Consider the following 5216-nt stretch of genomic DNA (forward strand, 5'->3'; position numbering starts at 1 on the left):
CCGACGGCCGGCAGAAGCTGCCGCTCACGGACGTCGGCGACGGCCCGGTGCCCGCGTCCGCGCGCGGCAAGGCGGTGCTGGCGCGGCCCGCCGACGCGCCCGCTCCCGCCGCCCCCGCCCCCGTGGTGACGTACGACGGCGCCCGGGAGACCCGCATCCCCGTCAAGGGTGTGCGCAAGGCGACGGCCGCGGCGATGGTCGGCTCGGCCTTCACGGCCCCGCACGTCACGGAGTTCGTGACGGTGGACGTGACCCGCACCATGAAGCTGGTCGAGGAGCTGAAGCAGGACAAGGAGATGCAGGGCAAGCGGGTCAATCCGCTGCTGCTGATCGCCAAGGCCCTGCTGGTCGCCATCAAGCGCAACCCGGACATCAACGCGTCCTGGGACGAGGCGGCCCAGGAGATCGTGGTCAAGCACTACGTCAACCTGGGTATCGCGGCGGCCACCCCGCGCGGTCTGATCGTGCCGAACATCAAGGACGCGCACGACAAGACGCTGCCCCAACTGGCCGACGCCCTCGGCGAGCTGGTGTCCACGGCGCGCGAGGGCAAGACCTCCCCGTCGGCGATGCAGGGTGGCACGGTGACCATCACCAACGTCGGCGTCTTCGGCGTCGACACCGGCACACCGATCCTCAACCCCGGCGAGTCGGCGATCCTCGCGATCGGCGCGATCAAGCTCCAGCCCTGGGTCCACAAGGGCAAGGTCAAGCCCCGCCAGGTCACGACCCTCGCGCTGAGTTTCGATCACCGCCTGGTCGACGGCGAGCTGGGCTCCAAGGTCCTGGCCGACGTGGCGGCGATCCTGGAGCAGCCGAAGCGGCTGATCACCTGGGCGTGACGGCTCCGCGGAGACCGTGACAAGGGCCGCGCACCCCTGCCGGGGTGCGCGGCCCTGTCCTTTCGGTGATGCGGCCCTGCCCTCTCCTGGAGCGGCTCGGCCCTGGGCCGGGCGGTTCGGCCCCCCGGGCGGGCGGCTCAGTTCTCGTCTGCGGGTGTGGTGAGCTGTCCGGCGAGGAGGGCGAGCCAGCCGCTGGGCGAGTAGGGCGCCGGCGGGTCGACCTCCATGCCGAGCTCCGCGACGGCGAGGGCGTAGCCGGACTCGTCCAGCTCCAGCGCGAGCAGTTCCTGGAGTTCTCCGACGAGGCGGGCGACGAGCTGCCGGTCGGTGGAGTTCCGGTAGTCCTCGACGGCGGCGTGGTGGTCGTCGAACTCGTCCGGCATGTCCTGGGAGAACCAGCCCCCCAGGAACTGCCCGAGTTCCGGGAACCGGGCGTGCCACTCCCAGTGGGTGACGGGGACGGCGGGCGGCGGCACCTCGCCGGTCTCGATGCTCGCCCTGATGTGGTCGGCGAGGCGGCGCAGCCAGGACTGGATCTCGCCCGGGGACAGCCCGACGTCGGGGATCGCGTAGAACTCGCCGAGCCGCAGCCGCAGCCGCCCGGGCGGGTTGTCGGCGTACTCCCGCAACTGGCGCTCGGCGACGGCGAGGGCCCACGGCCGGCTGTGCCAGGTGTGCCGGAGGTAGGCGGTGAGCGCCGGACCGGCCTGCTCCGGGGTGTCGTCGGCGGGCTGCCCGAGGTAGGCGCGCATGACCTGGTCGAGTTCGCCGTACCGGCGGTCGTGTTCGAGGGGGCTCAGGGGCACGGTGGTCAGCCTCTACGGGTCGCTACAGATGGATCGGGAACGTGGCGTGCACGACGAACTCGTGCGGGCGCGTGGGGTCCCTCCTGAGGACCACCCGGGCGGCCCGCACCTCGACGGGCTCCCGGCCCGCCAGCATCATCGCCTGCAACAGCACCCGCCCGACCGGCTCCTCGCGCGCCGGCCAGGCCGCCTCGATACTCAGCCGCGCCCGTGTCGACTGCGCGAGCCAACGGTGAATGAGCTGCTCGTTCGCGGTGACGACCTGCTGGGTGGCCCATTGGGCGGTCTCACGGTCGGGGTAGGTGGCGGAGCGGGTGCGCATGATGAATCTCAGTCCTCGGAGAAGGCCCAGAAGACTCCGACCTCGGAGCCGGAAACGACGACGAGACCGCAGTCCGTGGTGAACTCGGACAGGCAGTTCCATTCGGTGTCGGGGTTCATCAGATCGGCATTCGGATCATCTCGGGCCTCGGCTGCGTTCGTATAGTATTTAGCATCGTGGTCGAATCGGAAAAGGATTTCCTCCGCACATGCGAAGAGTCGATCCTTGCGCTGTGCGAAATCCTGGATATTGGCCGACTGGTAGAACTCCCCTTGCAAGGCGACCAGCAGCTGCGTGGCGGATTCCCTGCCCACCGGATACAGGAGGCGGTCGAACTCATCGAGACGGAGATCGGCGAACGGCTTTTCCTCGGTCCTCGTCGGGCCGCTGGTCGGCGGGGTGAAAACCAGGGTGCCCCAATTGCGCGGGTCTTTGGCGTGAAGCGTCATCACCGCCTGGACATCGCGGCGCCAGTCCTCGTGTGTCCGCGGCCCCGCCGCCGCGAAGGCGAACGTCCCTCCGAACAGTTCCAGCAGGTCGGCCTGCCAGGAAGCGGAATCGAGCATCCTGTCTCCTTTCATGGCTACTGCTGAACCGTGTCGCTGGGCATCGAGGTGAGCACGACATACGGAGGATGGCCGCCCGGGCGTGGCTTCAGCGTCACGTTGACGATATGCGAGTCATGGGCGGAAGAGTCGCCCCGAGTCCACGTCCTGCCCACGACATCGGTGAAGGAGAGCCCCAGGGTTCTCTTGGACCGGGCCGGGTCCGGATTGCTCGCCAGCCACCTCGATATCTTCTGCTGATTGGCCGGATCGTCGAGAACACCCTGTGTGTAACGCTGTGCCGAGCTCAGGTCGGTGAACGTCGACGCGGCGATCGGCGCGACCGTGCCGTCGGGGCGGACCCGCGCCTGATCGCGAAGCCTCTGCTCCAGCTGGGCGTCCGTCTTCCCCACGTGCTTGTCGATGACGTGCGAGCCGGAAAGCCCTTCCTGGTTCGCGAGATCGACGGGGTACCGGTGGCGGGACTCGTCGTCGCCGGGAACCGTGTAGAGCGGATCACCCTTGAACTCCGTCAAGGACCGGGCGCCGAACGCCTCGGCCCTCGCCGTCTCGGCGTTGAAGCTCGGGGCGCTGGTGCAGGCCTCGTCCAGCGCCGGCATCAGATCCTCGATGCGCCGGACCTGGCGCTGTACCCGGTTGTCGTAGGCGGTCACGGCGTCGTTCATGGCGCCTTCGTCGATGTTCAGGACGATCCCGACCGATACGTCCGTCACCAGGCCCTTTCCCATGTGCCACAGCCCCTTGAGCACGCTCTTGGGGTGGGTGATGTCGAGTTCACGCGGGTCGAGCTGCCGGATGCTGTCCTTCACGGCGTCGCTGTAGATCCGGTGCAGGTCGTTGCGCACGTCCTGCGCCGCCAGGGCCACGTTGTACACCGCGTCGGCCATGGTGCCGCAGGTGTCGAACAGCACGGCGAAGACAGGGTGGCTGGTCCCCCCGCCGCGTAATTGGCGTGCCCGGTGGTGACGTACGCGTGCAGCCACTTCTGGGCCGCCTGGAGGTCCTGCGCGGAGCGGTCCCATTCGTCCAGTTTCTCGACGAAGACCTCGCGGGCCTCGCCCTTCCAGGACAGCACGACCGGTTCCACGCGGTCGTAGAGATCGCCCAGTTCGCCGTTGAGCTTCTTGAGGATGTCCTCAAGGTCCATGGCGAGTTCATGGAGCGTGGCGAACGAGACAGTGATGTGGTCGCCGTCGGCACCGGTCGACATGTTTCTACGGCGGACGCCCGGAAAGAGGCCTGGGCCGCCTGCCGCGCCGGGGCACCCCGATCGTCAACTCCCGTCCCCGTGCGGGTGAACCGGGAGCACACCGGCGGGCTTTGGGGAGTGCCGGCGGGACGCACCCCCGGCGCACACCTCACGCGCCCGCCCGGCGCGCCTTCTCAGCGCTCCCGGACGGTGGCCAGAGTTCTCCTTGCCGGAGTCGGGTGCCCGGCTCCAGGCGCAGGTTCCGCTCTTCGCTCCGGAGGTTCGATGACGACGCAATCCGGCCGGACCCGCCGGCTCACGGGGCTGTTCGCCGCCGTGGCCATGGCCGCCTGTCTGACCCCCGCCGCCGCCCAGGCGGCGCCCAGCACCTCGTACAACGACTGCGCGCGCGGCCTGTTCTGCGTGTGGAGCGGGGACAACGGGACGGGGCAGCGGTGCGAGTGGCGGGTCGACGACGCCGACTGGCTCGCCGGATCACGGACCTGCAAGTGGGCCAAGGGGACCCGCGTGCGGTCGGCGTACAACCACGGCGAGTCCGGCGCGCCGGTGTCGGCGTACACGGCCACCGACTACCGCGGCACCAAGATGTTCTGCCTGGCCGGCGGCCGGCGCGGCAATCTCAAGGGCGTCGGCACGTATCTGCGGTCCCACAAGTGGGCCTGCTGACCGCGGTCTTCACGCCGTACCCGCCCAGCGACCCGCTCGCGAAGAAGAGCTTCCTCGAAGGAACGCGAAGGAAAAGGTGACTGGTTTGCGTAGTTCCGTTCTCGCCACCGTGTGCATGGCCGCGCTCGGCCTGCCGCTGGCCGCCACCGCGCCGGCCTCCGCCGCCCCGGCGACGTACACGCACGCCCAGGCGGCCAAGGAGTTCCGTGCCCACGGTGTGTCGTGGACCTCGTCCGGGCACTGCGACAACCGCAACGACAGCAGGTGTACGTCGTTCACGGGCATCCGCCGCACCACCGTCTCCGGCGTCATCGCCCTGAAGCGCACGAGCCACTGCGCGGTGACGGTCACGGCGGGCACCGAGAAGGGCCACAGCCGGACGGGCAAGTACCGCCACGACAACGGCTACAAGGTCGATCTGCACGTCACCAACTGCCTGGACACCTACATCCGCAAGCACTTCCGCTCGGCGGGCACGCGCGGTGACGGCGCCAAGCTCTACAAGTCGGGCAGCGGGAACGTCTACGCCTACGAGAAGCCCAAGAAGGGCGCCCTGCACTGGGACGTCACCTACTACAACGGCAGCGCCTGACCGTCCCGGCCCGGCCCACCAGCCGCCCCTGTCCGTGCGCGACACACGGGCAGGGGCGGCTGGTGGGCCGGGCCGGGACGGCCACGCGCTGCCGCCGTAGTATGTGACGGCCCAGTGCAGGGCGCCCTGCTTGTGCTCCCCGTACGCGTAGACGTTCCCGCTGCCCGTCTCACAGCGCTCGGTGCCTGCGCCGCGCCCTCCCGCCTAAGCGG

Annotated in this window: 7 protein-coding genes and 1 pseudogene; 3 read left to right on the forward strand and 5 right to left on the reverse strand. The window is 69.5% G+C overall.

The window, feature by feature from the left end; all coding sequences use genetic code 11:
- The coding region (locus FRZ03_RS16570; protein WP_261399169.1) for a dihydrolipoamide acetyltransferase family protein at nt 1–842 on the forward strand (842 nt) is incomplete at its 5' end.
- A gap of 137 nt (nt 843–979) precedes the next feature.
- Here the strand turns inward: FRZ03_RS16570 and FRZ03_RS16575 are convergent.
- The 5 genes and pseudogenes from FRZ03_RS16575 to FRZ03_RS16595 form a co-directional block, all read right to left on the reverse strand.
- The gene (locus FRZ03_RS16575) at nt 980–1648 is read right to left on the reverse strand and encodes a contact-dependent growth inhibition system immunity protein (protein WP_146465931.1); all 669 of its coding nucleotides are present in this window, start codon (nt 1646–1648) and stop codon (nt 980–982) included.
- A 22-nt stretch (nt 1649–1670) separates the two neighbouring features.
- Nucleotides 1671–1970, reverse strand: coding sequence for an RNase A-like domain-containing protein (locus FRZ03_RS16580; RefSeq protein WP_146465932.1), 300 nt, complete (start codon nt 1968–1970; stop codon nt 1671–1673).
- An 8-nt stretch (nt 1971–1978) separates the two neighbouring features.
- Complete coding sequence (locus FRZ03_RS16585; protein ID WP_146465933.1) at nt 1979–2536, reverse strand: hypothetical protein; 558 nt, start codon at nt 2534–2536, stop codon at nt 1979–1981.
- A gap of 17 nt (nt 2537–2553) precedes the next feature.
- Nucleotides 2554–3447, reverse strand: a complete 894-nt coding sequence (locus tag FRZ03_RS16590; RefSeq protein ID WP_186785456.1) for an RNase A-like domain-containing protein — start codon at nt 3445–3447, stop codon at nt 2554–2556.
- A gap of 8 nt (nt 3448–3455) precedes the next feature.
- Nucleotides 3456–3746, reverse strand: a pseudogene (locus FRZ03_RS16595) (WXG100 family type VII secretion target); the annotation flags it as partial.
- A 264-nt stretch (nt 3747–4010) separates the two neighbouring features.
- Between FRZ03_RS16595 and FRZ03_RS16600 the strand changes: the two are divergent.
- Nucleotides 4011–4412 carry a peptidase inhibitor family I36 protein gene (locus FRZ03_RS16600; protein WP_261399171.1) on the forward strand — a complete coding sequence of 134 codons (402 nt, stop codon included), beginning with the start codon at nt 4011–4013 and terminating at the stop codon, nt 4410–4412.
- Between the two features lie 85 nt (nt 4413–4497).
- Complete coding sequence (locus tag FRZ03_RS16605) at nt 4498–5004, forward strand: hypothetical protein (protein ID WP_398660496.1); 507 nt, start codon at nt 4498–4500, stop codon at nt 5002–5004.
- Nucleotides 5005–5216: the final 212 nt, after the last annotated feature.

This window comes from Streptomyces misionensis, from assembly GCF_007896895.1.
GTDB classification, from domain to species: Bacteria; Actinomycetota; Actinomycetes; order Streptomycetales; family Streptomycetaceae; genus Streptomyces; species Streptomyces misionensis_A.